The sequence below is a fragment of the Achromobacter ruhlandii genome (assembly GCF_902859695.1).
GTDB classification, from domain to species: domain Bacteria; phylum Pseudomonadota; class Gammaproteobacteria; order Burkholderiales; family Burkholderiaceae_B; genus Achromobacter; species Achromobacter ruhlandii.
Genome location: NZ_CADIJL010000004.1, coordinates 129052 through 150321, shown reverse-complemented (window position 1 = coordinate 150321; position 21270 = coordinate 129052). Strand labels below are relative to the sequence as shown.

Sequence of the window (21270 nt, the reverse complement as noted above, 5' to 3'; positions counted from 1 at the left end):
CCGATGCCATGCCCGCAATCCATGTATCCCGGCACTTGGTCGGCGCCGGCCTCCTGGCCGCAGCCCTGCCCAGTGGCTGCGCGACCACCACGGCGCCGCTCGCACCCGATGCCATCGAGGAAGTCTCGGCCGCGCCCGAACCCGAGGCGCCCGAGTACATCCCGGTCGTGCGCTACGGCCGCTACACGCTGGTCGAGTTGGCACCCACGGCAGCGCAGCGCGACCTGCTGTTGCAGACCATCGACGTGTCCATGCCCGAGGATGCCCGCGCCACGGTCGGCGACGGGATGCGGCATGTGCTCAAGCGCAGCGGCTACGGCCTTTGCGAGACCGCGCATGCCGTGATCGAACTGTACGCGCTGCCGCTGCCGGCGGCACATCTGCATCTCGGCCCCATGACCTTGCGCCATGCGCTGCTCACGCTGGCTGGGCCGTCCTGGGAACTGCACGCGGATGACCGCGCACGGCAAATCTGCTTCGATCGGCCCGGCGACCGTGCAGTCGCCGAGTCCCCATCCGGGCCACTCGCCACCGAGACGGTGCAGACGTTCCCGCTGGCGCCTGCGGTTTCGGGAGGCCAGCCATGAATGCCTCGCATCCCGCCCAACGCTCAACCGCGGCGGTTGTCATACAGAGCCTGTTCTGGCTTTGGCTGATCGGCCTCAGTGTCATCGTGGCGCTGGGCTACCTGGCGATGCGCGATCAAACCGACCAGGATCGGCTGGATTCCCGCCTGCAGCGCCTGGAAGCGCAGGCGACTGGCCTGGCCGAGACCATCGAGGCCATCCAGCAGCGCCCAGCCGTCGCAACGGCCGCTGACCTCAAGGACACCCGCCAAGTCCTGGAAGCACGCGCTGCCCAGGTCGAGAAGTCGCTGAGCGGCTATGCCGCCGCTGATGACCTTCAGGCGCTACGCGCCGAAATCGAGCAGATCAAGACGCGCCAGACCGCCGCGCGTGCCGCAGCCCCCGCCCAGCCGCGCGCATCACGCCCGGCCGCCGCCTCCAAGGCCGAACCGCCGCCGCTGCCGTTCCGCGTCGTCGGCGCCGAACTGCGCGCTGGCCAGCGCAGCGTGTCCGTCGCGCCGAGCACCGGGGACTTCATGCCCGCCCAACTTCAGGTGCTGCTGCCCGGGGATGCGGTCGGCCCGTGGCGCCTGCAGGCGATCGAGGGCAACACCGCAGTGTTCCAGGCCGGCAACCAGACCCGCCGTGTGGCGATTCCCTGACCGGAGCACCCCATGAAGCCGTCGATCCTCCTTTCCGCGCTCGTGTTGGCGTCGGTGCAGTGGCCCATCTGGGCGCAGCAGCCCGCAACGGCCCCGGCGCGCAATGCGCAAAGCCAGGAGCGCCCGCTGGCCGCCCGCGTGCTGGACGATCGGGCGGCCAGTGAATGGGGCCTGCAACCGCAGGAGTGGACTCGCTATCGCGAGCTGATGGACGGGCCGCTGGGCATCTACTCGCCCAACCTGGACCCGCTGTCCGCCCTGGGCATCGAGGCACGCACTGACGAAGAGCGGCGGCGCTACGCAGAGCTGCAGGTGCAGGTCGAAGCGCGCCGCGTCGAGAAGCTGCTCGCCTACCAGCGCGCCTACGACGAAGCCTGGCAGCGCCTGAACCCCGGCATGCAGCGCGTGAACCTGCCCGACGACAAGCCCGGCGCCGGTCCCGTGCGTGGTAGAGGCCGCACCGCGGTGTTCGTCAAGGATGGCTGCGCTGCCTGCGGGCAGCTCGTACAGCGTCTGCAATCCTCAGGCGCCGATTTCGACCTGTACATGGTCGGAAGCCGCCAGGACGACGCGCGCATCCGCGACTGGGCCAAGCGCGCGCAGATCGACCCGGCGCGCGTGCGCGCCGGCAGCATCACGCTCAACCACGATGGCGGCCGCTGGCTGTCGCTGGGCCTGCCCGGTGATTTGCCCGCAGCCGTGCGCGAGGTGAACGGCCAATGGCAGCGCCAGCCGTAGCTGCCCCCGTATCGCAGTTCTTGCGCGCACTGGTGCTCTCTGCAGGCGTGTATGCCAGCACCCCCCATGCCCAGGAGGTGCCGCCACCGGCCTACCAGCTTGCCGCCCAGCGCGCGGGCATCCCTTCGACGGTGCTCTACGCCGTGGCCTTGCAGGAGAGCGGCATCCGGCGCAACGGGCGCATCGTCCCATGGCCGTGGTCCCTCAACGTCGCCGGCCAATCGCGCCGCTTCGCCACGCGCGCCGACGCCTGCGCTGGCCTGCAGCAGGCGATGCGCGCCACGCCGCACACGCGCATCGACGCGGGCCTGGGCCAGATCAACCTTGGCTACCACAAGCACCGCTTCACCGGCGCGTGCGATCTGCTGGACCCGTACCGCAACCTCGCCGTTGCCGCCGAGATCCTGAAGGAGCAGCACACCCCCGGCGAGGACTGGCTGCTGGCGATCGGCCGCTACCACCGCCCCGCTGGCGGCGAGCCCGCCGTCCGCTATCGGCGCAGCGTGTCCCGCCACCTTGCCCGCGTGCAGGGCACGCGCCCAACCGCCGCGGTCTTCGCCGCGCGCCAGGAGACCTCCCCATGACGAAACCCCATCCGGTCCAACTCGCGCTCACGGGCCTGCTCATGCTGCTGTCAGGCCTGCCGCTGGCCTCGCGTGCTGGCGAGCCGCTGATCGTGGTCGAGGACCGTGGCGGCACGTCGGCATTGCCGTACTACGAAGCCCTGAACCTCCAGCCGCGCGCCAACGCGCCGGCCCGCCCCCCCATCCCGACGCCCCGGGTTCCCGCCACGCCAGCGGACGAAGCCGCGATGCTGCCGGTGCGCAGCAGCAAGCTCACGCCCGGTACCGTCGCGCGGCGCGTGATCGAAGCGCCCGGCCTGCGGCCGTTCGCGGTCATCGGCGACGACGAGGCTTCCCGGGTCTGGTTGCAGCGCCGCGCCGCCGCTTTGCGTGAACGCGGCGCGGTCGGCCTGGTGGTCAACGTCGAGACCGCGCAGAGCCTGGCACGGCTGCGCGCTCTGGTGCCTGGCGTACCGCTCGCGCCCGTGGCCGGCGACGACCTGGCCGATCGCCTGGGCCTGCGGCACTACCCGGCGCTGATCACGGCCACCGGCATCGAGCAATGAAGCCATGTCAGGCAAACAGCCGGTCGAGGTTCTGCTACGCCCAGCGGTGGAGCTATACACCGTCGCGGCGTGTGCAGGCGCCGCGTTTCTGTGCCTGGTGGCCCCATGGTCGCTCGCGCTGAGCCCGGCCATGGGCATCGGCAGCGCCTTGGCGTTCGGCGCCTACGGCGCGATCCGCTACCGCGATGCCCGCATCATCCTGCGCTACCGGCGCAACATCCGCCGTCTGCCGCGTTACGTGATGACCAGCAAGGACGTGCCGGTCAGCCAGCAGCGCCTATTCGTGGGGCGCGGCTTTCTCTGGGAGCAGAAGCACACGCATCGGCTGATGCAGACGTACCGGCCCGAGTTCCGCCGCTACGTCGAGCCGACGCCGGCCTACCGGCTGGCCAGGCGCCTGGAGGAACGGCTGGAGTTCGCGCCATTGCCGCTCTCTCGCCTGCCGAAGCTCACCGGCTGGGACGTGCCTTTCAACCCCGTGCGCCCGTTGCCGCCTGTCGGCGGCCTGCCAAGGCTGCACGGCATCGAGCCCGACGAAGTGGACGTCAGCCTGCCGCTGGGCGAGCGCGTCGGGCACTCGCTGGTGCTGGGCACCACGCGGGTGGGCAAGACGCGCCTGGCCGAATTGTTCGTCACGCAGGACATCCGCCGCAGGAATGCTGCCGGCGAGCATGAGGTCGTCATCGTCATCGACCCCAAGGGGGATGCCGATCTCTTGAAACGGATGTACGTCGAAGCCCAGCGCGCTGGCCGCGAAGGCGAGTTCTACATCTTCCACTTGGGCTGGCCGGAAATCAGCGCCCGCTACAACGCCGTGGGCCGCTTCGGTCGGATCTCGGAAGTGGCGACACGCATCGCGGGGCAGCTCTCCGGCGAAGGCAACAGCGCGGCGTTCCGCGAGTTCGCATGGCGCTTCGTGAACATCATCGCCCGCGCCCTGGTGGAACTGGGGCAGCGCCCGGACTACATGCTGATCCAGCGCCACGTCATCAACATCGACGCGCTGTTCATTGAGTACGCCCAGCACTACTTTGCCAAGACGGAGCCCAAGGCCTGGGAGGTGATCGTCCAGATCGAGGCCAAGCTCAACGAGAAGAACATCCCAAGGAACATGATCGGGCGCGAGAAGCGTGTGGTGGCGCTGGAGCAATACCTCTCCCAGGCGCGCAACTACGACCCTGTGCTCGATGGCCTGCGCTCGGCGGTGCGCTACGACAAGACCTACTTCGACAAGATCGTTGCATCGCTGCTGCCGCTGCTGGAAAAGCTCACGAGCGGCAAGATCGCCCATCTCCTGGCGCCGAACTACTCCGACCTGGCCGACCCGCGCCCGATCTTCGACTGGATGCAGGTCATCCGAAAGCGGGCCATCGTCTATGTGGGTCTGGATGCGTTGTCTGACGCCGAGGTCGCCGCAGCGGTCGGCAATTCGATGTTCTCTGACCTGGTTTCGGTGGCCGGACACATCTACAAGCACGGAATCGACGATGGCCTGCCGGGCGCATCGGCTGGTGCGCGCGTGCCGATCAACGTGCATGCGGACGAGTTCAATGAATTGATGGGTGACGAGTTCATTCCGCTCATCAACAAGGGCGGTGGCGCGGGCCTACAAGTCACCGCCTACACGCAAACGCTTTCGGACATCGAGGCCCGCATCGGAAATCGCGCGAAGGCCGGCCAAGTGATCGGGAATTTCAACAATTTATTCATGTTGCGCGTGCGCGAGACGGCCACCGCGGAACTGCTGACGAGGCAGTTGCCGAAGGTCGAGGTCTATACGACCACCATCGTCTCGGGCGCGACGGACAGCTCAGACATCCGCGGCGCGACGGACTTCACGTCGAACACCCAGGACCGCATCAGCATGTCCAGCGTGCCGATGATCGAGCCGTCACACGTCGTCGGTCTGCCCAAGGGCCAGTGCTTCGCGCTGCTGCAGGGCGGCCAGCTTTGGAAGGTACGCATGCCGCTGCCGGCGCCGGACCCGGATGAAGTGATGCCGGCGGACCTGCAGCAACTGGCCGGGTACATGCGCCAGAGCTACAGCGAGGCCACGCAGTGGTGGGAGTTCACCAGCTCGCCGGCCTTGCAGGATGCGGCCTTGCCCGACGACCTGCTGGACGATGCCGCTGCGGCCGAGCCCGGCGCGGTGGCCACTGGCGCCGACGATGGCTCGGGCAACGAGGCCGTGCCATGAAGGATGCCACCTCGACCGCGCAGCGGGAGCAGAACCAACGCCAAGGCTTGATCGTCGGCACCATCACCTTACCGTTCCGGCTGCTCGGGGTGCTCATTGGCTCGCTGCTGTTCTCGATCGTGGTGGAGTGCGTCGGCATGCACCTGTTCTGGAAGGACCAGGGCTGGCGCCACTCCCAGCAGATGCTGCAGTACGAACTCGGGCACCTGTCCAACCACTTCACGCGCAGCGTGGTGGTGCAGGAGCCCGGGCGCACGGCGCACGAGCTGGTGGATACCGGGTACGAGTGGGTGTTCGTGCGCTCGGGGTTGCTGGAGCGCATGAGCCAGACCGCCGAGCGCGTCCGCGCGCCCAGCCACGGGCAGAGCCGCAACTTCCGCTACTACATCAGCCAGGTCTATGTCTGGGCCGAAAGCTACCTGATCGCTGCGGCCTTCACGACGCTCACCTTCCTGGTGCGCCTGCTGGTCCTGGTGCTCACGCTGCCGCTGATCCTCACGGCGGCATTCGTCGGCCTGATTGACGGCCTGGTGCGACGGGATGTGCGCCGGTTCGGCGCGGGCCGCGAATCCGGCTTCATCTACCACCGCGCGAAGGCCAGCCTGATGCCGTTGGCCGTGCTGCCTTGGGTCACCTATCTCGCTCTGCCCATATCGGTGCATCCTCTGGTCATCCTGCTGCCCAGCGCGGCGATGCTGGGGATGGCAGTCAGCCTGACCGCAGGCAGCTTCAAGAAGTACTTATGAGGTGACACGGGCGGCACTGCTCTGCAAAGCCGTGTGCCGTTCATCGGTTCTGCAGGGTATCAAGAGCAGCATCCAACGCCGTAACCGCCTCGACGACCGTTCTTACCGTCGCCCGATCGAACTCATGATCGCGCTGAGCGTCGTGCACACCGCTATTGAGGTAACCCCATTCAATACTCGTACCGCTGACATTGAGCAGCCTGACCAACGCCCCTACGGCATCCGGCGCACCCGCATGTTGCGCCGCGATACGCTCGACGGCCGACCGCAACTTGGTGCATTTATTGTTCAGCTCCCAAGGCGCGCGGGGCCCGCTCAGCTTGATGTCGATCCGGCCGTCCGCCCGCCGACCCAGCCACGTCCACAGGCGGTCCGTCAGACTCTCCAGCGCCGGCCGGGCCTGGCGCAGTGCCTCGCGTTTCTCGTCAGCCGCCAACGCCTGCTGGGCCAGAAGAACATAGTTCTTCGCTGGCGGGTCGCTGTCGACCCGCAGTTCGTGCTCTCCCTGATGCGGGAGAAACTTGTAGCGCTTGATGGCCGCGGCGCGGCGCACGCCCAACTCCTGCTGGATGCGGTGCAGGAACTCCTCTGCGTGCGAGGTGAGGATAACCTGCTTGCCGTGGAGCAAACCGTCCTCGAAGAAGGTACGCCAGATGCCATCGCGATGGTCGTCGTCTATCGCATTGACGACGTCATCGAAGATGACCACGGGGCAGCCCTGCGCGAGGTTCTTGGCAAGCAGAATCGCCAGACCCAAGCATTTGATGTGCCCTTCGCTGAAGACGATCAACGCGTCGTAGCGCACGCCCGGCTCGCCGGCGAACTCCACCTCGATCTTGCCGTTCTCGGCCACGGGCAACCACAGCGCGTGCAGCAGATCGCCGGGCGGATCGGCCCGGTTGAATGCGTTGTAGAGATGGCGGGCTTGGTCTCCCAGCCCCTGTAGCAGAACCCCCGGCAGAGCGGTCAGGTATGCCTGAATCTCGGGTAGGAAGCCGTCGTAGGCGGCCTTGACCCGCTGATGGTGCACCACCACCGGCATTTCGTCCGTGGCCGCCTGGATCAGGCCGCGGTTCGCGTCGTCGAATTGGGCCACGGTTTGGCGGGCGGCCGCCAGCTCCTGATCCGCAGTCGTGCGCATGGTCCGCAGCCGTTCGATCTCCAGCTGATGCTGTTGCAGGCGGTCGCGCTCCTGGGCCATCGCGCCGCGCTGGGCATGCACGTCGCGCGCCTGCGCGTCGAAGCCTTCGATGATCTGTGCGATCCGTAAGAGGGCTTGCCAGGCGCGCTGGTCCCCATTCACCCAGCCGCCGAGCCAATTGCCCGCCGACGTGGGAGGCAGCAGTGGCAGGCCCGCGGCCTGCGATTCGGCAGGACAAGCGACCCCAGCCGCCGCCACCACGCGGCGCATTTCGTCCCACAGCGCTCGGACCGCCTCGCTCAACTGCGTCCGATGCCCGGCCTCTTGCTGCTGCAGGACGGCCAGTTGCGCGAGCTGCTCCAGGCCCATTCGCGCCCTGGCGAACGGGTCCTGTGCCACAGCGGCCAGTCCGGTTCCACATGCCGGACACGCGGTCGCCCCGTCCGCCAACGCTTGCACGGCCTCGTAGAGCTTCGCGTACGACACCTCGCCCGCGCGGGCCGCGAGTTGCGCGGAAGACGCTTGCCACAGTCCCTGGACGCGGTAGGCCTCTGCCAGCAACGCTTGCAGGCGGGCCTGGGTCACCTCGTGAATGGCAGGCGGGTTGGCGTCCAGCTGAGCCTGGACATACGGTAGCCGTCCTTGCTGCTGCGGCGTACCCAGCAGCCAGTCCACGCAGGCTTGATAGGTCGCGCCAGGTGACATGCGCTGCGCCAAAGCTTGTTCCAGGCCCTCGACCGCTGCGATCTTCTGCGGGTAGGCGGCGATGGTCTGTTCGGAGCTCGCCAACCGCAGGCGACGCTGCGCCAGCTGCGCCGCCTGCACGCCGGCAAGCATCAGGTCCTGATCGAGCGAGGGGTTGAAGCCGCGCACGAACTCGCTGAACTGGTCCACGCCGAACAGGGTGGCGATGAGCTGGCGCTGATCGCTCGGGGTCCGCGCGGCGATTCGGGCGAAATCGTCGAGGCGGTTCTTCTCGATGAAGCAGAAGCGATACTCAGCTTCGTCGGGCTGGACGGCCTGCGCTTCGCCCGCCGCCGTAGACGACAGGACTGGCGCGACGTGGCGGCGCAGGCGAGCGTTGTTGCAGTACGTCCGCTGGTCGACCCGCTTGGCCTGCGCTTCGCTGATCGAACCGAGCATCGCCACTTCCAAGGCTTCGCAGAAGCTGCTCTTGCCGGTGCCGTTGGCACCGTAGACCAAGGTGATGTCATGGCTGAGGTCGAACGTCTCCTGCCGCATGAATCCTCGAAACGGCCCGACTTCGAGCTGGTGCAGTCGCCCGAACGCCGGCCCGTTTTCGGGGCCGCGCGCGTCCCCGTCGTAGGCGACAGGCATTTGCGCCAGATGCGCGATGGCCAGCGGCGCCAAGCGCGTGGAGCGCCCCCGGCGTGCAGCACCGACCTCGGCCAGTGGCTGCAGGTGATCGAGCACCAGGTGCGCCAGCCGGCGCACGTCGTCGTGCACGTGCCGCTGCGCCAAGTGCGCCAGGAACCGGTGGTACTCCGAACGTATGCTTGCCACAGCGCCCCCTCACTTGGTCAACCACTGACCGTAAGCCTCCACATCGATCATGGGGACCGTTCCACTGAACTGAAGCTGCGCGATCAGCTTGAAAAGAAACGCGGTCGCCGGCTTGTTTTCGTTGGTGTAGCTGTACGCGCCGCTGGCTTGGTCATAGAAAAAGTGCCCGTGGGCGGCAACGCATCCGATGTCCAGACGCCCCTCGGTGAGGTTTGCGTTCAGCGCCTTGTCCATGGATGGACCCAATGCAGGACTCCATTCGCTCTCGAAGGTGAGCAAGCCACCCAGAATCGGAATCAACGGCTTCGCTGGGTAGGTCCCGCCAGCGTGCGGGATCGGCAGGCTCGTGCGGTGCAGCCTGCGCACACTGGCGACCTTCTCCTGGGCATAGGCCACAAGCCCCGCGTCAGCCGTCTGCTTGGCCTCGAAAACGGCGTACACGCTTTCGGCTGGAATGATCGTCTCGTTCTCGTAGGTGAAGATAAAAGGCGAATATTGCCGATCAAACACCACCACATCGATCTGCTGGCTGAAGTTCCCCAGGCTGTCCACCACATGCGCCTTGGCCGCCTGGTACCGTTTGGGCAGATAGGTATCCAGCATGTCGATCCAGACGTTCTCGCTCGCATCCCCCTTCGTACCCGGGTGACCGAAGGTCTTGCGTACTACGGACAAGCGCTGCTGGATGTCCTCATGCAGGGACGACAGGAGCTGGGAAAGCGACCACTGGGACATGCTGTACCTCGATGGGACGTGTATGGAAGCCGATGGAATCAGGACAGTGGGAACTTGGGGCCAAACAGTGCGCGCCAGGCGCGAAGCGCTTCGATATTGCGACCACGACGCGCGTGGTCGATGGCGATGCTTGCGTCCTGGCTCGCCTGGAACAGCAGCTGCTGCGCGCGCTGCTTGCGCGCGGCATCCATATCGTTGCTGATCGCCGGGCCAAGTCCGGCGGGATCCGGCCACTCGTCATGAACTCGATCGGCAAGCGTGGCAAAGAACGACTGGATCTCGCGATCGAACGATCCTCCCCAGCCGCCGTAAAGACACTCAAGGGCCATTACCTCGATCAGGAACGAGGGCTTCACCGGCTTCAGATCGCCGTGCTTGGGATTGTTGTTCCAGTACTTCACCATGCGCACGAGACCTTTCCACTCATTGGCATAGGCTTGGTGCGCTGCGGTCGCCTTGTCCTTATGGATCTCCGGGTCCGTCTTGATCCACTTTCCGGACGCCGTATCGGGGATCTCATACTGGTCGCCGGTGTCGAATGCGGGCACCGCATCCACGCTGACCACCCGGTAGTCCGTGTTGTCCTCCGCGTCGATGTGAACACCGAAATCCACGTTGATCGAGCGCGCCTGTTTGCGCACGGCCGCCGAACCGTATTTCTCCACCAATGCAGAGTGGAAATCATCCAGCACTACCGATGCGGCCTTGCCGTGGTAATGCTTCTCCGAGTCCTTCAGCACGAAGAAGATGTCGATATCCTTGAGCGGCTTCGTCTTCGTGTATCGAGCATAGGAACCGGTCAGGAAGCTGCGCGCAATGCCGAACTTGGTCTGCAGGTAGTCCCGCACTTCGTTCTGGCGTTGCGAGGCATTCTTCTGTTCGCGTTCGTTGAGTTCCAGACGCGACTTGAACTTGCGAAAAGCTTCATCGATCGACAGCATCAGCGTTGCCTCCAATATCCGGCCTGACCCGCCAGGCCGCTGTGTTCGACAGTCGAGCCTAGGCTCTGCTTGACCATTCCATCCGTCGAGCGATAACTTCCTTTGCTCCATCCCTCCACATCAGGTCGCCCTGGCTTTGTATCGAGCATTAACTTGTACTTGGCCTGCGATGGCAGCAGCCCAGCTTTCTTGATCGCGTACTTCAACTGCTCGGTATCTGTCCAGAAGCTGCCGTCGCCATCGGACCACCCATACACGATGTCGATATCCCATCGGGTCACGAGCTTGTCGGTTGCCGGGTTGTAGATCTCCAGAATCACCTTGCGCAGATCACCGGTCCCGAGCCACGTCTTGATGGCTCGGGTATTGCTCTCCCAGCGATCCGCAAAGTGCTCAGGGTCCAGCCCACTGAGCAGGATGATGTCTTTCAAGCTCTTGAGGATGTTGTCGGTCACATAGGTAACCGAGTGCGTGTACGAGTAGGTGGCGACGGTGCTCATGACTTGAGGAAACCTCCGAGGTCGAGCGACAGCGCTTGCCCAGCATCGGCCTGCGCCTGCGTGGCAATTCCTTGGCTCAAGTCCCGTGCAATGATGCGAGAACTGTGCTTTTTGAGCGCGCTTTGCACCCAGCCGAGCTGCTCCTTCGGACACGGCAGCGAGACTCCCCAGTCTCCCTTCAACGGCTCGAACCCCAAGACTTCTTCGTTGGCATCATCACCATCGATCGCGTCTTCGTCGAAGAGGCAGTAGATCCTGGTCCGTGGTCCATCGCATGTCGCAACGATGGGCGCGCTCTTGGGTGCCTGGTCGGCGATCAAGCTGGCGGCCACGCCCGTCACGGCCCTGAGTTCAGAGCGAGCCGTGCCGTCCTTGCCCTGAGTGAGCAGTTCGACAATGGCATCCCATGTCTGCAACGCATCGCGGTGCGGCGAGCTGCGAAACGTCCGGCTGACAACGGTGGTCATTTTTGCTTCCCTCCTTGAAGGCGCATTTGCTTTGCCTGTCGTATCGCACTGCGCAGGTGCTCTACGGAAAGCTTGTTCGGATCGATAGCCACTTGCGGGTCGGCCGCGAGGGCGTTGGCTACGACCTTGCGAATGGCCCGACCATCCAATCCGACGCACTCGCCAGCGCACACGTCGAACTGGTGAGCCGAGGAAAGCTTGCCAATCCCCGGAAATGTCTTTGCCAGGCCATTCAGGCAGTCCACTAGGATCTGCTTGCAGGCATCCTTGCCGGGCAGTGGCACCTCCATCACCATGTCGCAACGAGATAGGAAGGCACTGTCGACGGCCTGTGGGAAGTTGCTGGTGGCCACGAACAGCAGATGCGGGTTGCGTTCGGCCAACATGTCCAACTGCACCAACACCGCGTCGGTGGCCCGGTGCACATCAACCGGGTTGGCTTCCAGGCTGAGCTTCGCTCGATCAGCCGCAAGCGTTTCGACCTCGTCCAGAAGGACGATCGTCGGGCCCGCCGCTGCGGATTCTGCGATCGATTGCGAGAACAGGTCTGCCACGGCGCGTTGAGTCTTTCCCATTGCAGAGCTCGTCAGCGTGTGAGGCTCCACTTCCAGCAATCGAAACTTCGCAGAAGAAAAAGATTCGGCCACACGATGCGCCAAGCCCCGTGCCAAGGAGGTCTTCCCAGTCCCCGGCGGGCCGACCAACAAGATCACGCCGTGCAGGGGGAGTACCGTGCGCTCCACCTTGGGGCGCACCGTGAAGTTGACGATCGCTTGTGACAGCAACTGTTTTTTGATGGCTTCGTCCATCACGATCGAATCCCACAAGTCACCCAGCGACTTATCCGGCAGCTTCCAGCTTCGATGGATGCCTTTCGGCAAAGTGGCGTCTGATGAAGGATTCTTGGTCATCCGTGGCTCTCGGCGGGTCAGAGAATGGTGCGATAGGTCGCCAGCACCTTGGTCGTTTGCACAAGGCCTTGGCGCAGCAGGATTTCGAGATAGCGGTCCACATCGATCGGCGGATGCTTGAGTTGGGCACGCTGGCGCTGCGCAGCCGACACTACGGCGGCCGCATCCAGATCCAGCAGGTTGTCCACAAACTCATCGGGGTGCTGCGATTCGATGCCGTACGGAGCCAGCAGATCGTTCGGGAAATCACGTTCGTTGAACGTCACAATCACGCTCGCACCGCAGCGAATCGCCGCAGCCAGGACGTGCCGATCATTCGGATCGGGTAATGTCAGGCCTGCCACGAGCGCTTCGTAGCCCTCCACCAAGCCGTCCGGAATGGCCCTGTCCATGAGATCCGACGTCCTGTCGACCTGAACCCGGGTGAGATCGGGGCGGTTGATCAACAGGTTGCGTTTCCACTCCTCATGAATGGCTTGGCTCCACCGCGCCCGGAAGCGGCCAGACAGGCCGAGCCACATCAGGAAATCCCGCAGTGGCGCGGGATATAGAACGCACGCGTCGTAGACGGCGGTGAATGGGGAATGCCTCATTCGTATCCCATTCCCAACTCTTGCGACTGCTGAGCGAGTTCGGCCATCGCCTGCTCACTGGCGCGCTCGCGCGCTTCCTTGTACTGCATCAGATCGGCGAACCTCACCCTGCGGTGCTTGCCGGTGCGATGAAATGCCAACACCCCATCTTCTAGCAGCTTGACGAAATGGGGACGGGACACGTTGAGCAAGTCCGCCGCCTCTTGGGTCGTCAGCTCTGCATGGACGGGCACCACCTTTACTGCATTGCCATCGGCCAACTCGGCCAGGATGTCGACCAGCAGGCGTAAAGCCGAGGTAGGCAGTTCCACCTGATGAGCCTGTTTGTGGTCATCAAAGATCTGGATGTGCTGCGTCTCGAACTGGGTTGCGAGGTAAGCCGCCAAGGCACGTTGACCCTGGACGGCTGCCTTAACCTCTCCCGCGGCGGGAAGGGTCATCTTGGATTGGGCAGTGGCGGTGGTCATGGGTAGCTCCTAAGCGAAAACGGTTGCAGAGCCGATCATATTCGAAACACTCGAAAAACGCAATAATCGAAACTCAACCCGGGCTTTTGTAGGTTCGCTCGCGGTATGCCCAATCCGGTCGTCCGCCAGTTCCTATTGTTTGCGGCCTAAAACAGCCCTGATCTCCACGATCACCCCATTGCTGATCACACAGGAATGGCGCGATGGTGGCTTCGATCTGGCTGCGCGCCGCGCATCGCGGCGTGCCCACTTTTCTCGTGACGGCCCTCCTGCTGGGTCAGTCCCAGATGGCCTTGGCCGAGTCCCCGGCACAGCGCCAGGAGCTGGTCGCCGCACTGCGCCAGCTCGACGCGCTGGAGCGCACCGTCGCGGACAGCGCCGCGCATGCCCCCATCCAGCCGGGCGAGCGCTACCACTTCGACTACCCGCGGCTGCTGGCTGACCTGGCGCGCGTTCGCGCCGGCATCCAGTTTCACCTGACGCCATCGCGCGCTCAGCCGCGCGACCCCTCCGAACTGGCCGGCGACTACCGCACCGAGCGGGCGGCCGAGCCGCTGCCGGCGACGACTGCGGGGGGCAAGCAATGAACGGCGCCCAGGTCTCGGCATTTCAAGCCAACAGCGGTATCGCGCCTTCCGCGATGGCGACCGTCCTGGTCGGCGTCGTGCTCGCGGTCCTGCTCGTGTGGGGCGTCTGGGCCATCCGAACGGCCTACGTGGGGTGGTCCGAGAGCCGCCTCAACCAGCGCCAGTTCCTCGGCGTCTGCATTCGCTTCGTCGCGATGTACCTCGTTCTGAGTTTCTTCCTTCTGTCCTGACCTGAAAGGCCCGACCATGCACAACCGCAACCTCACTTCCCGTTTTGCCCAGCGCGCCGCCGTGGCCCTGGGCGCCGCCGCGCTGCCCGCGCTGTCGTTCGCGCAAGGTCTGCCGCAATTGGAGAACCCCACGCGCGGCACCGGCAACGGCATCATGGAGACCATCCGCAACTACGGCTACGACATCATCATGCTCGTGGCCCTGCTGGTGGTGGCGTCGATGTTCATCGGCGTCTGCTACCACGCCTACGGGACCTACGCGGAGATCCACACCGGCCGCAAGACGTGGGGCCAGTTCGGCCTCACGGTCGCCATCGGCGCCGTGCTGCTCGTGATCGGCATCTGGCTGCTCACCGAAGCCACCGGCATCCTGTAAGCGAGGCCGGTATGTCCGAGCAGCAGCACGTCCGTGCGGACGGGACGGTCACGTTCCTTCCGCACCGGCTCAACCGCCATCCCGTTGTCGTGCGCGGCCTCACCGCCGACGAGCTGTGGATCTGCTGCGGCCTGTCCGGCGCCGCCGGCCTGCTGGTCGGCGCGCCGCTTTCGTGGGTGTTCCGCACGATCGCCATCGCACCGACGTTCGTTGTCCTGGGCGTGGCCTTGGGCGTGTTCATCGGCGGCGGCATCCTGCGCCGCCTCAAGCGTGGGCGCCCCGACACCTGGCTTTATCGGCAGTTGCAGTGGCGCATCGCAACGCGCCATCCGCTGATGGCCGGCTGGGTGGGCGGCCACGTGCTGATCTCGCGCTCGGGCTTCTGGTCCACCCGCAGGAGCATGCGATGAGTCGCTTCAAGAACGAGATCGCCCACCTGCAGGCTCACATCAAGACCTTGCGCCTGGGCGCGGGCGCGCTGGTCATTGTCGCCCTGGTCATGGGCGGCGGCTGGTGGAGCGCGCCGCGCGACCTGACCATCCACGTCCCGCCCGACCTGCGCTCTGGCAGTACCCGCAAGTGGTGGGAAGTGCCGCCCGAATCGGTCTATGCGTTCACGTTCTACGTGTTCCAGACGCTGAACCGCTGGCCGACCAATGGCGAAGAAGACTACTCGCGCAACCTCCACACGCTCTCGCCGTACCTCACCCCGTCCTGCCAGGCCTTCCTTCGCGCGGACTACGACTACCGCCGCTCCACCGGCGAGCTACGCCAGCGCGTGCGCGGCATCTACGAGATTCCCGGCCGCGGCTATGGCGACGACCCCACGGCGCGCGTGCGCACCGTGTCCGATCGCGACTGGGTGGTGACGCTGGACATCACGGCGGACGAGTACTACGGCGCCGAGCAGGTCAAGCGCGCCCTGGTGCGTTATCCGATCAAGGTCACGCGGGTGGACGTCGATCCCGCCCGCAACCCGTTCGGCCTGGCGCTGGACTGCTACGAAGGCGCGCCCCAGCGCATCAGTGCACCGGAGCCGGCGCGCCCGGCGCCGAGTGGCCTGTCTCCGCAAGCGCCTCAAGGAGGAAACACCCCATGAAGCATCCTGTACTCGCGCTGCTGGGGCTACTGGCCGTGGCCGCGGCACCCGTCGCCCAGGCGGTGGAGATCCTGCGTTGGGAACGCACGCCACTGGCAGTGCCGCTGAAGGTCGGTCAGGAACGCATCGTGTTCATCGACCGGAACGTGCGCGTGGGCGTGCCCGCGGGCGTGGGCGAACGCCTGCGCGTGCAGAGTGCGGGTGGCGCGGTGTACCTGCGCGCCAGCGAGCCGATCGAGCCCACGCGGTTGCAACTGCAGGACGCCGACACGGGCGCGCTGATCCTGCTGGACATCGCAGCCGAACCGCCCAAGGACGGGGAAGCCGAGCTGGAGCCGGTGCGCATCGTCGAGGGTGACAGCGCACCGGGACGCTATGGCGAGCAGGCCGACAGTGCCGAGGCCCCGGCACGCGCCCAGGGCCAGGCAGGTGCGCGGACCGCGCGGCGCGAAACTCCGGTCCCTGTCGTGCTGACGCGCTTCGCCGCGCAGAACCTCTACGCACCGCTGCGCACCGTCGAGCCGCTTCCGGGCGTCATGCGGGTCAACCTGCGCCGCGACCTCGACCTGGACACACTGATGCCAACGCTGCCCGTGCGCGCGGTCGCGCTCGCGTCGTGGCGGCTGGAGGACCAGTGGGTCACTGCCGTGCGCCTGACCAACGGCAGCGGCGGCTGGATCACGCTCGACCCGCGCATGCTGCAAGGCGATTTCCTCACCGCCACCTTCCAGCACGAGGCGCTGGGCCCGCGCGGCACGCCCGAGGACACGACCGTCCTCTACCTGGTCACGGGCGGCCGCGGCCTCGCGCAGTCGCTGCTGCCGGCGATTCACCGCTTCGACCCTGCCGTGCATCTGCCGCAGCCGGACGGCGACGAGAACGCCAAGGAGGCCCGCCATGCGCAGTAACGGCCTGCTCAAGTGGCTGATGATCCCTGTCGCCATCCTGGTGCTGTTCGTCGGTATCCGGCTGTTCTCGGGTGGAGGCAGCACGGCGCCACCCGCGGCGGACAACGGCGCCCAGCTCACGCCCGAGGAAATGAAGGCGCTGGGCATCGAAGGCGACACCCCGCGCGACACCGTGGCGACGCTGGTTGCGCAGGTCAAGCAGTTGCGCACCGAACTTCAGACCGCGCTCTCGGACAACAAGTCCCAGCGCGAAGAGAACCAGCGGCTGCGCCAGCGCGAGAATTCCATCGACCAGCGCATCAACTCGGCGCTCGAATCCGAGCGGTCCAACCTGCGCCGCGACCAGGAGCAGGCGGCCAGCGCGCGCCAGCAGACCGAAGGGCTGCTCGCCGACCTGCAGCGGCGCCTGGACAGCATCGGCGGGCGCGGCGGCGGCCATGCGGACCTGCCCGTGGGCTTGGGGCTGCAGGGCGGCGACGAGGCCGGCATGGAGGGCGGCGTGCGGTGGGTCGAGCCGGACGACGCAAAGCCCGCCGAGGGGCGCAACGGGGGGCGTGGCGCGAGCGGCGGCATGAGCTTCCCCACGAGCTTCGGCCCGGCGCAGAGCACGCTCGAAACCACCGCGGAAACCGTGGCCAACGCGGGCGCCCGCGCCGCCGGGGTCAAGAGTGCCAAGCCGGTCTATACCGTGCCGACCAACTCCACGCTCATGGGTTCGGTCGCCATGACCGCGCTGATCGGCCGCGTGCCGATCGACGGCACGGTCAATGATCCCTATCCGTTCAAAGTCCTGGTCGGGCCGGACAACCTGACCGCCAATGGCATCGACATTCCCGACGTGGCCGGCGCCGTGTTCAGCGGCACCGCCTCGGGCGACTGGACGCTGTCGTGCGTGCGCGGTCAGGTGCGCAGCATCACGTTCGTCTTCCACGACGGGACGATTCGCACGATCCCCGAAGACCGCGAGGGCAACCAGCAGAACAACCAACAGCGCGACGGCTTGGGCTGGATCAGCGATCCCCACGGCATTCCTTGCGTCAGCGGCGAGCGGCGCAGCAATGCCCAGCAGTACCTCGGCTCGCAGGCCCTGATCACCGCGGCCGGTGCCGGCGTGGCCTCGCTCATCGAGAGCGACAGCGGCCGCATGTCCTATGTCGGCTCGGACGGCTCCATCGGCACCGTGGGCATCACCGGCCAGGAAGCGGTCGGCCAGATTCTGGCGGGCGGCGTGCGGGACATGTCGGCCTGGGTCAACAAGTTGTACGGCCAGGCGTTCGCCGCCGTCTATGTCCAGCCCGGCGCCAAGGTTGCCGTCCACCTCGAAAAGCCGCTCGCCATCGACTTCGATCCCGAAGGCCGCAAGGTCGATCACCGCGCAGGAGAAAGCCATGCCCTTGAACTTGACTAACCTGGCCCGTGGCCTGGCGCTGGCCCTCGCCGTCGCGGTGCTTGGCGGCTGCGCCACCAGCAAGGAAAAGCTGCTGACCCACGGTGACCGCACGATGATGGATATCTGGCAGCAGGAGGCCGGCGACGGCGGTGGCGCAGCCGGACGGAACGCCGGCCGCCAGCTGCTCGATGCGCGCCAGAGCCTGCGTCGGCCCCTGACCGACGCCGACGTGCAGGCCGCACCTGTCGAGCAGATGCGCTACACGCGCACCGCGCGCAATGAGGTCCACCGCCAGTTCCAGCGCCTGCCCAATCCCGATCTCGTGATGTACGTGTACCCGCACCTGGCCGGCACCGATCCTGTGCCGGTGCCCGGCTACACGACCGTCTTCCCGCTCTACCAGCGCATCCAGTACGCGATGCCGGGCGAGCGCGTGGAGGACTACTGATGCGGTGGAAACTCCCATGGCCGAAGCTGGCCGGCGCCGGCTCCAGTAGCCCGGCCAGCGATGAGCAGCCGGACAGCTGGCAGCGCCACGTCGAGGCCTTGCGCCAGGCCGGCATCCCCGAACCCGGTTCGGCAGTCCACGGCCGCAAGCCAGCGACCGTGGCCGACGAGCAGGCGCTGTACGACGTTGCGCCGTCCTTCGTGGAACTGCTGCCCTGGGTGGAGTTCATGCCCGAGTCGAAATCGATGCTCCTGGAGGACGGCCAATCGGTGGCGGCGTTCTACGAGCTGGTGCCGCTGGGCACCGAAGGCCGGGAACCCGGCTGGCTCGCGCATGCCCGCGACGCCCTGGAAAACGCGCTTCAGGACAGTTTCGATGAACTGGACGAGAACCCGTGGGTGCTCCAGCTCTATGCCCAGGACGAACCGAGCTTCGACCAGTACATGCAGACCTTGCGCGATTACGTGCAGCCACGTGCGCGCGGCTCGGCGTTCACCGAGTTCTACCTGCGCTTCTTCGGCCACCACCTGCGCGCTGTGGCCAAGCCCGGCGGCCTGTTCGAGGACACGGTGGTCACGCGGCTGCGCTGGCGCGGCCAGACGCGGCGCGTGCGCATGGTGGTGTACCGCCGCGCGAGCGGACAGGGACAGGCAAACCGCCGCGGCCAGACACCCGAGCAGATGCTGGGCATCGTCTGCGACCGCCTGTGCGGCGGCCTGGCGAACGCCGGCATCCAGGCCCGGCGCATGGTCGCGGCCGACGTCCACGACTGGCTGCTGCGGTGGTTCAACCCGCGCCCCACGCTGCTCGGGCCTGGGGTGGAGGACCGGGAGCGCTTCTACGCGTTGGCGCGCTATCCGGACAGTACCGAGGAAAGCGAGGCCGGCGAGATCGAGCTGGCGAGCGGGCGGGATTTCAGCCAGCGGCTGTTCTTTGGGCAGCCGCGCTCGGACGTGGCGCAAGGGGCCTGGTACTTCGACGGCATGCCGCACCGCGTGCTGATCACCGACCGGCTGCGCATGCCGCCCGGCACCGGGCACCTGACCGGCGAGACCCGCAAGGGGGACGCGATCAACACGCTGTTCGACCAGATGCCCGAGGACACCTTGATGTGTCTCACCATGGTGGCCACGCCGCAGGACGTCCTCGAATCGGACCTCAACCATCTGGCGAAGAAAGCTGTGGGCGAGACGCTGGCGTCGGAGCAGACGCTCAAGGACGTGCATGAAGCCCGCTCCCTGATCGGCAGCGCGCACAAGCTCTACCGGGGCACTCTGGCGTTCTACCTACGCGGGCGCGACGAGGCGGAACTGGATCGGCGCGGCCTGGACCTCGCGAACGTGATGCTCAACGCCGGCCTGCAGCCGGTGCGCGAGGACGACGAGGTGGCGCCGCTCAACAGCTACCTGCGCTGGCTGCCGTGCTGCTACAACCCCGGCAAGGACCGGCGCCGGTGGTACACGCAACTGATGTTCGCCCAGCACGCGGCGAACCTGTCGCCAGTATGGGGCCGCGCCCAGGGCACGGGGCATCCCGGCATCACGATGTTCAATCGCGGCGGCGGCCCGATTACGTTCGACCCCTTGAACAGGTTGGATCGGCAGATGAATGCCCATCTGTTTCTATTTGGCCCCACCGGCTCGGGGAAGTCCGCCACACTCAACAACCTGCTGAACCAGGTGACGGCCATCTACCGGCCGCGGCTTTTCATCGTGGAAGCCGGCAACAGCTTCGGCCTGTTCAGCGACTTCGCGCGGCGCCTGGGCCTGACCGTGAACCGGGTCAAGCTGGCCCCCGGATCGGGCATCAGCCTGGCGCCGTTCGCCGACGCACGCCGGCTGATCGAAACGCCCAGCGACGTGCAGACGCTCGATGCCGATGCCCTGGACGAAGACCTGCCACCGGATGCCTCGGCCATGGAGGCGGATGAGCAGCGCGACGTGCTCGGCGAACTGGAGATCACGGCACGGCTGATGATCACGGGCGGCGAAGACAAGGAAGAAGCGCGGATGACGCGGGCCGACCGCTCGCTGATCCGCCAGTGCATCCTCGACGCCGCCGAACATTGCGTGGCGGAGAAGCGCACCGTGCTCACGCGCGATGTGCGCAATGCACTGCGCACCCGTGGCCAGGACCCGACGTTGCCCGAGATGCGCCGTGCGCGGCTGCTGGAGATGGCGGACGCGATGGACATGTTCTGCCAAGGCACGGACGGCGAGATGTTCGACCGCGACGGCACGCCGTGGCCCGAGGCCGACATCACGCTGGTCGATCTGGCGACCTATGCCCGCGAGGGCTACAACGCGCAGCTCTCCATCGCCTACATCAGCCTGATCAGCACGGTGAACAACATCGCCGAGCGCGACCAGTACCTGGGACGGCCGATCGTCAACGTGACCGACGAAGGTCACATCATCACCAAGAACCCGCTGCTCGCGCCCTATGTCGTGAAAATTACAAAAATGTGGCGCAAGTTGGGCGCCTGGTTCTGGCTGGCGACGCAGAACATCGACGACCTGCCACGTGCAGCGGAGCCGATGCTCAACATGATCGAGTGGTGGGTGTGCCTGTCGATGCCGCCGGACGAGGTGGAGAAGATCGCGCGCTTCCGCGAACTCTCGCCGGCGCAGAAGGCGCTGATGCTCTCCGCACGCAAGGAAGCGGGCAAGTTCACCGAGGGCGTCATCCTCTCCAAGAGCATGGAAGTGCTGTTCCGCGCCGTGCCGCCAAGTCTCTACCTCGCGCTCGCGCAAACCGAGCCCGAGGAGAAGGCAGAACGCTACCAACTCATGCGGCAGCACGGCGTCAGCGAGCTGGATGCCGCCTTCAAGGTGGCTGAGAAGATCGACCGGGCACGTGGCATCGAGTCGCCGACCCTGGACCTGCCCTGAATCTGCCGTACACCGGAGAACGCC

General features: G+C 66.2%; 24 protein-coding genes. 16 read left to right on the top strand and 8 right to left on the bottom strand.

The features are described 5' to 3' along the window. The first annotated feature begins 8 nt into the window (after positions 1-8). Genes pilL2 through HV742_RS07300 form a run of 7 tightly spaced genes read left to right on the top strand, consistent with a single transcriptional unit; the run spans position 9 to position 6038 of the window. Entirely contained in the window at positions 9-587 is a 579-nt protein-coding gene (pilL2, locus tag HV742_RS07330; RefSeq protein WP_016852812.1) for a PFGI-1 class ICE element type IV pilus protein PilL2, read from the top strand. Next, on the top strand, positions 584-1228 hold the full coding sequence (locus tag HV742_RS07325) for a hypothetical protein (protein ID WP_003120009.1): 645 nt from the start codon (positions 584-586) through the stop codon (positions 1226-1228). Before pilL2 ends, HV742_RS07325 begins: the two co-directional genes overlap by 4 nt. A gap of 12 nt (positions 1229-1240) precedes the next feature. Continuing rightward, positions 1241-1966 carry a TIGR03759 family integrating conjugative element protein gene (locus HV742_RS07320; RefSeq protein WP_003120008.1) on the top strand — a complete coding sequence of 242 codons (726 nt, stop codon included), beginning with the start codon at positions 1241-1243 and terminating at the stop codon, positions 1964-1966. Beyond that, on the top strand, positions 1948-2550 hold the full coding sequence (locus HV742_RS07315; RefSeq protein ID WP_006226021.1) for a transglycosylase SLT domain-containing protein: 603 nt from the start codon (positions 1948-1950) through the stop codon (positions 2548-2550). Before HV742_RS07320 ends, HV742_RS07315 begins: the two co-directional genes overlap by 19 nt. Then, positions 2547-3095, top strand: a complete 549-nt coding sequence (locus HV742_RS07310) for an integrating conjugative element protein (protein WP_006226022.1) — start codon at positions 2547-2549, stop codon at positions 3093-3095. Before HV742_RS07315 ends, HV742_RS07310 begins: the two co-directional genes overlap by 4 nt. 4 nt (positions 3096-3099) lie before the next feature. Further along, entirely contained in the window at positions 3100-5292 is a 2193-nt protein-coding gene (gene traD / locus HV742_RS07305; protein ID WP_006226023.1) for a type IV conjugative transfer system coupling protein TraD, read from the top strand. Further along, positions 5289-6038 carry a TIGR03747 family integrating conjugative element membrane protein gene (locus HV742_RS07300; RefSeq protein ID WP_006226024.1) on the top strand — a complete coding sequence of 250 codons (750 nt, stop codon included), beginning with the start codon at positions 5289-5291 and terminating at the stop codon, positions 6036-6038. The genes traD and HV742_RS07300 overlap by 4 nt, the downstream gene beginning before the upstream one ends. Positions 6039-6078: 40 nt before the next feature. Here HV742_RS07300 and HV742_RS07295 read toward each other — a convergent pair whose 3' ends face one another. The 8 genes from HV742_RS07295 to HV742_RS07260 are packed head-to-tail and all read right to left on the bottom strand — an operon-like array spanning position 6079 to position 13317. Further along, a complete protein-coding gene (locus tag HV742_RS07295) occupies positions 6079-8703 on the bottom strand; it encodes an AAA family ATPase (RefSeq protein ID WP_023085359.1) in 2625 nt (874 codons plus the stop codon). 9 nt (positions 8704-8712) lie between these two features. Next, positions 8713-9438: a CBASS effector endonuclease NucC gene (nucC, locus tag HV742_RS07290; RefSeq protein WP_003050273.1), complete on the bottom strand. Its 726-nt coding sequence runs from the start codon at positions 9436-9438 to the stop codon at positions 8713-8715. A gap of 38 nt (positions 9439-9476) precedes the next feature. Then, positions 9477-10379, bottom strand: coding sequence for a CBASS oligonucleotide cyclase (locus tag HV742_RS07285; RefSeq protein ID WP_003090158.1), 903 nt, complete (start codon positions 10377-10379; stop codon positions 9477-9479). Next, a complete protein-coding gene (cap7, locus tag HV742_RS07280; protein WP_003090159.1) occupies positions 10379-10879 on the bottom strand; it encodes a type III CBASS phage resistance system CD-NTase-associated protein Cap7 in 501 nt (166 codons plus the stop codon). The genes HV742_RS07285 and cap7 overlap by 1 nt, the downstream gene beginning before the upstream one ends. Continuing rightward, a complete protein-coding gene (gene cap8, locus HV742_RS07275; protein WP_003090160.1) occupies positions 10876-11346 on the bottom strand; it encodes a type III CBASS phage resistance system CD-NTase-associated protein Cap8 in 471 nt (156 codons plus the stop codon). The genes cap7 and cap8 overlap by 4 nt, the downstream gene beginning before the upstream one ends. Next, positions 11343-12257 (bottom strand): CBASS system CD-NTase-associated protein Cap6, encoded by a 915-nt coding sequence (cap6, locus tag HV742_RS07270; protein WP_016852809.1) that lies wholly within the window; start codon positions 12255-12257, stop codon positions 11343-11345. The genes cap8 and cap6 overlap by 4 nt, the downstream gene beginning before the upstream one ends. A gap of 17 nt (positions 12258-12274) precedes the next feature. Next, positions 12275-12850 (bottom strand): PIN domain-containing protein, encoded by a 576-nt coding sequence (locus HV742_RS07265; RefSeq protein WP_003153636.1) that lies wholly within the window; start codon positions 12848-12850, stop codon positions 12275-12277. Further along, positions 12847-13317, bottom strand: a complete 471-nt coding sequence (locus tag HV742_RS07260; protein WP_003050245.1) for a helix-turn-helix domain-containing protein — start codon at positions 13315-13317, stop codon at positions 12847-12849. The genes HV742_RS07265 and HV742_RS07260 overlap by 4 nt, the downstream gene beginning before the upstream one ends. 203 nt (positions 13318-13520) lie before the next feature. Between HV742_RS07260 and HV742_RS07255 the strand changes: the two genes are divergently transcribed. The 9 genes from HV742_RS07255 to HV742_RS07215 are packed head-to-tail and all read left to right on the top strand — an operon-like array spanning position 13521 to position 21246. Then, positions 13521-13904: an integrative conjugative element protein, RAQPRD family gene (locus tag HV742_RS07255; protein ID WP_003090167.1), complete on the top strand. Its 384-nt coding sequence runs from the start codon at positions 13521-13523 to the stop codon at positions 13902-13904. Further along, complete coding sequence (locus tag HV742_RS07250; RefSeq protein ID WP_003090170.1) at positions 13901-14134, top strand: TIGR03758 family integrating conjugative element protein; 234 nt, start codon at positions 13901-13903, stop codon at positions 14132-14134. Before HV742_RS07255 ends, HV742_RS07250 begins: the two co-directional genes overlap by 4 nt. A 16-nt stretch (positions 14135-14150) precedes the next feature. Next, complete coding sequence (locus HV742_RS07245) at positions 14151-14510, top strand: TIGR03745 family integrating conjugative element membrane protein (RefSeq protein WP_003090173.1); 360 nt, start codon at positions 14151-14153, stop codon at positions 14508-14510. A gap of 11 nt (positions 14511-14521) precedes the next feature. Further along, a complete protein-coding gene (locus tag HV742_RS07240; RefSeq protein WP_003105639.1) occupies positions 14522-14920 on the top strand; it encodes a TIGR03750 family conjugal transfer protein in 399 nt (132 codons plus the stop codon). Beyond that, positions 14917-15609, top strand: coding sequence for a PFL_4703 family integrating conjugative element protein (locus HV742_RS07235; protein ID WP_023100424.1), 693 nt, complete (start codon positions 14917-14919; stop codon positions 15607-15609). Before HV742_RS07240 ends, HV742_RS07235 begins: the two co-directional genes overlap by 4 nt. Beyond that, positions 15606-16517, top strand: coding sequence for a TIGR03749 family integrating conjugative element protein (locus HV742_RS07230; RefSeq protein WP_023100423.1), 912 nt, complete (start codon positions 15606-15608; stop codon positions 16515-16517). The genes HV742_RS07235 and HV742_RS07230 overlap by 4 nt, the downstream gene beginning before the upstream one ends. After that, positions 16507-17925 carry a TIGR03752 family integrating conjugative element protein gene (locus tag HV742_RS07225; RefSeq protein WP_023100422.1) on the top strand — a complete coding sequence of 473 codons (1419 nt, stop codon included), beginning with the start codon at positions 16507-16509 and terminating at the stop codon, positions 17923-17925. The genes HV742_RS07230 and HV742_RS07225 overlap by 11 nt, the downstream gene beginning before the upstream one ends. Beyond that, entirely contained in the window at positions 17906-18355 is a 450-nt protein-coding gene (locus HV742_RS07220) for a TIGR03751 family conjugal transfer lipoprotein (RefSeq protein ID WP_023098546.1), read from the top strand. Before HV742_RS07225 ends, HV742_RS07220 begins: the two co-directional genes overlap by 20 nt. Next, positions 18355-21246, top strand: coding sequence for a conjugative transfer ATPase (locus HV742_RS07215; RefSeq protein WP_023098545.1), 2892 nt, complete (start codon positions 18355-18357; stop codon positions 21244-21246). Before HV742_RS07220 ends, HV742_RS07215 begins: the two co-directional genes overlap by 1 nt. The last annotated feature ends 24 nt before the right edge of the window (positions 21247-21270 follow it).

Excerpts from the sequence above, each read along its gene's own strand:
- cap8 (WP_003090160.1), bottom strand. The coding sequence starts at position 11,346 with ATGACCACCGTTGTCAGCCGGACGTTTCGCAGCTCGCCGCACCGCGAT.
- traD (WP_006226023.1), top strand. The coding sequence starts at position 3,100 with ATGTCAGGCAAACAGCCGGTCGAGGTTCTGCTACGCCCAGCGGTGGAG.
- HV742_RS07300 (WP_006226024.1), top strand. The coding sequence starts at position 5,289 with ATGAAGGATGCCACCTCGACCGCGCAGCGGGAGCAGAACCAACGCCAA.
- HV742_RS07245 (WP_003090173.1), top strand. The coding sequence starts at position 14,151 with ATGCACAACCGCAACCTCACTTCCCGTTTTGCCCAGCGCGCCGCCGTG.
- pilL2 (WP_016852812.1), top strand. The coding sequence starts at position 9 with ATGCCCGCAATCCATGTATCCCGGCACTTGGTCGGCGCCGGCCTCCTG.
- HV742_RS07260 (WP_003050245.1), bottom strand. The coding sequence starts at position 13,317 with ATGACCACCGCCACTGCCCAATCCAAGATGACCCTTCCCGCCGCGGGA.
- cap6 (WP_016852809.1), bottom strand. The coding sequence starts at position 12,257 with ATGACCAAGAATCCTTCATCAGACGCCACTTTGCCGAAAGGCATCCAT.
- HV742_RS07325 (WP_003120009.1), top strand. The coding sequence starts at position 584 with ATGAATGCCTCGCATCCCGCCCAACGCTCAACCGCGGCGGTTGTCATA.
- nucC (WP_003050273.1), bottom strand. The coding sequence starts at position 9,438 with ATGTCCCAGTGGTCGCTTTCCCAGCTCCTGTCGTCCCTGCATGAGGAC.
- HV742_RS07230 (WP_023100423.1), top strand. The coding sequence starts at position 15,606 with ATGAAGCATCCTGTACTCGCGCTGCTGGGGCTACTGGCCGTGGCCGCG.
- HV742_RS07225 (WP_023100422.1), top strand. The coding sequence starts at position 16,507 with ATGCGCAGTAACGGCCTGCTCAAGTGGCTGATGATCCCTGTCGCCATC.
- HV742_RS07235 (WP_023100424.1), top strand. The coding sequence starts at position 14,917 with ATGAGTCGCTTCAAGAACGAGATCGCCCACCTGCAGGCTCACATCAAG.
- HV742_RS07285 (WP_003090158.1), bottom strand. The coding sequence starts at position 10,379 with ATGCTGTCGATCGATGAAGCTTTTCGCAAGTTCAAGTCGCGTCTGGAA.
- HV742_RS07255 (WP_003090167.1), top strand. The coding sequence starts at position 13,521 with ATGGTGGCTTCGATCTGGCTGCGCGCCGCGCATCGCGGCGTGCCCACT.
- HV742_RS07310 (WP_006226022.1), top strand. The coding sequence starts at position 2,547 with ATGACGAAACCCCATCCGGTCCAACTCGCGCTCACGGGCCTGCTCATG.
- HV742_RS07215 (WP_023098545.1), top strand. The coding sequence starts at position 18,355 with ATGCGGTGGAAACTCCCATGGCCGAAGCTGGCCGGCGCCGGCTCCAGT.
- HV742_RS07315 (WP_006226021.1), top strand. The coding sequence starts at position 1,948 with ATGGCAGCGCCAGCCGTAGCTGCCCCCGTATCGCAGTTCTTGCGCGCA.
- HV742_RS07250 (WP_003090170.1), top strand. The coding sequence starts at position 13,901 with ATGAACGGCGCCCAGGTCTCGGCATTTCAAGCCAACAGCGGTATCGCG.
- HV742_RS07320 (WP_003120008.1), top strand. The coding sequence starts at position 1,241 with ATGAAGCCGTCGATCCTCCTTTCCGCGCTCGTGTTGGCGTCGGTGCAG.
- HV742_RS07220 (WP_023098546.1), top strand. The coding sequence starts at position 17,906 with ATGCCCTTGAACTTGACTAACCTGGCCCGTGGCCTGGCGCTGGCCCTC.
- HV742_RS07240 (WP_003105639.1), top strand. The coding sequence starts at position 14,522 with ATGTCCGAGCAGCAGCACGTCCGTGCGGACGGGACGGTCACGTTCCTT.
- cap7 (WP_003090159.1), bottom strand. The coding sequence starts at position 10,879 with ATGAGCACCGTCGCCACCTACTCGTACACGCACTCGGTTACCTATGTG.
- HV742_RS07265 (WP_003153636.1), bottom strand. The coding sequence starts at position 12,850 with ATGAGGCATTCCCCATTCACCGCCGTCTACGACGCGTGCGTTCTATAT.